The sequence below is a fragment of the Pseudomonadota bacterium genome (assembly GCA_026388215.1).
Taxonomy (GTDB): Bacteria; Desulfobacterota; Syntrophorhabdia; order Syntrophorhabdales; family Syntrophorhabdaceae; genus JAPLKF01.
In genome coordinates, this window is record JAPLKF010000216.1 from 1 (window position 1) to 2,206 (window position 2,206).

The window sequence follows — 2,206 nt, forward strand, 5'->3', positions numbered from 1 at the left end:
TACCCCTCTCTTCACGCCATTTGCAAGGCAAAACCACCGGTTATCACTTATCCTTTCAACAAGTAGAATGTCGATGATACCTCCGGTATCCTTTGTGGCCTTCAGTCTTGCTGGCAACACCTTGCTATCATTCAATACAAGCACATCACCTTCACGTAAATAATCAATGATATCCTTGAAATGTCTGTGTTGTATGGTTCCCTCCATTCTATTTAAAACAATAAGACGGGAAGATGTCCTCTCCTTTTCAGGATACTGGGCGATTAATTCCTTCGGTAAAAAATAATCAAATTCTTCGGTATTCATACCCATAAAATAAGTTAATTTTATAACAGATTGTGCAAGTATAAGCAACCTAATTTAAAATAGTTACAGTGATTTCTCAGGCATTGGATTGGAGGACAGGGGATTTCTTAAAATCTGGCTTAATATCAATTTATAGTCTGGGCGTGTAGTTTTGGCCTGAGAACCAAATGTCTCAGACCGAACTATTCGGGTCTTGCCTGCGGGCTTTAATAACAGAAGCTATAATCGACAAGAACAATATACTGGCAATAACGAGTAAAGCGGAAGACGCCGCAATTTTGTAAAAATCACCTATCAGCATTTTGACTCCCACAAAAACGAGGATTGTAGCAACTCCATAATTGAGATAGTAAAAGAGTCGGACAAGTGCTGCTAATACAAAGAATAGTGACCGTAACCCTAAAATAGCGAAAACATTGGAAGTATACACGATAAATGGATCCAGTGTAATGGCGAGCACAGCAGGAACCGAATCTACAGCGAAGATAACGTCTGTAGTTTCAACTACAAGCAATGTAACAAACATTGGTGTTGCCCAGAGACACCCGTTTATAGTTGTGAAAAAACTACTTTTTACATAATCCCTGGTAACGGGCATGAATCGACGGAAGAGCTTGAGCACTGGATTCTTTTCTGGATGTATTTCTTTATCTTTCTCAAAGGCTATTTTGATACCGGTCACAACCAATAATGCACCAAAAATATATATGATAAAATGAAATCTCTCTATCAGTGCGACACCCATCCCGACGAAGATACCACGCAGGATCAGTGCCCCGATAATCCCCCAAAAGAGCACTTTATGCTGGTAAGCAGGAGGCACGGAAAAGTAAGAAAAGATCAGGATAAAGACGAACATATTGTCAACACTTAGAGAATACTCCACCACATACCCTGTCAAGAACTCGAGCGCCTTTTCTTGACCATATACTAAATAAACTCCCAGATTAAACAGAAGACCCAGAGAAATCCAGAAAGCACATCCTAAGAGTGCTTCTTTGAGGTTCATAGCGCTATATCTACGATGAAAAACCGCTAAATCCAACCAAAGCATTGAAAGGACGAAAATAAAAAAGACAAGCCAGAAGCAAAATTGGGTCGTCATTGCAACTTCCTCACATTTTGTGAAGACTCTATTGCATGCCATAGCTTCTGTTCCATACAATACCCCCTCCATTTTAGTTGTTATAGTATTAACCTGTTAAATTAAATCCAGTTTACATTATTATTTTAAACGCTGTTGTTTGTCAATTGTTTATTGACTACATTTAAGCAGTACTGTTTTCATTTTTATATTCTTTTGTGTTCTTTTAACCCGCCTTGCAGGATATTCCCTTTTCTGGTATTCTATCCTACCGGCTAAGACAATATAACCATGGAGATATGTTGCTGAGGATATATGCGTAATTTTTTTGATTTCACATTAGATGGACTCGAAATAGCAATCAGTGCACTGGGTAATAAGAAGTACAGGGCAAGACAGCTCTATAAATGGATTTACAACAAAGGCGTACTTGACTTCGCCGAGATGAGCAACATCTCAAAAGGCTTGAGAATACTGTTCAAGGACATGTTCTCCACGGGTCTTCCTGAAATAAAAGAGGTACTGACATCCAGGGATGGCTCAATGAAATTTGGATTTTCAGCTGAAGATGGCAAGGTTATAGAGGGTGTCTTCATCCCCGAAAAAGAGAGAAACACACTGTGTGTATCCACTCAAATTGGCTGCAGGATGGGCTGCAAATTCTGTGTGACCGGGAAGATAGGCTTTATAAGAAACCTCTCTGTTTCTGAAATTATTGGACAGGTCATGGGGGTAAGGCAGTATCTTCACGACAGAAGGATTACAAATATTGTCTTCATGGGTATGGGCGAACCGATTGATAACCTCGATAACCTC

General features: G+C 39.6%; 3 protein-coding genes. 1 reads left to right on the plus strand and 2 read right to left on the minus strand.

What is annotated here, in order from left to right; all coding sequences use genetic code 11:
* Both NTU69_11010 and NTU69_11015 read right to left on the minus strand, forming a co-directional pair.
* Nucleotides 1-306 (minus strand): S-adenosylmethionine:tRNA ribosyltransferase-isomerase (locus tag NTU69_11010; protein MCX5804039.1); only part of this gene is annotated, 306 nt, incomplete at its 3' end.
* A gap of 172 nt (nucleotides 307-478) precedes the next feature.
* Nucleotides 479-1,411 carry a TerC family protein gene (locus NTU69_11015; GenBank protein ID MCX5804040.1) on the minus strand — a complete coding sequence of 311 codons (933 nt, stop codon included), beginning with the start codon at nucleotides 1,409-1,411 and terminating at the stop codon, nucleotides 479-481.
* Between the two features lie 294 nt (nucleotides 1,412-1,705).
* Between NTU69_11015 and NTU69_11020 the strand changes: the two genes are divergently transcribed.
* The coding region (locus NTU69_11020) for a 23S rRNA (adenine(2503)-C2)-methyltransferase (protein ID MCX5804041.1) at nucleotides 1,706-2,206 on the plus strand (501 nt) is incomplete at its 3' end.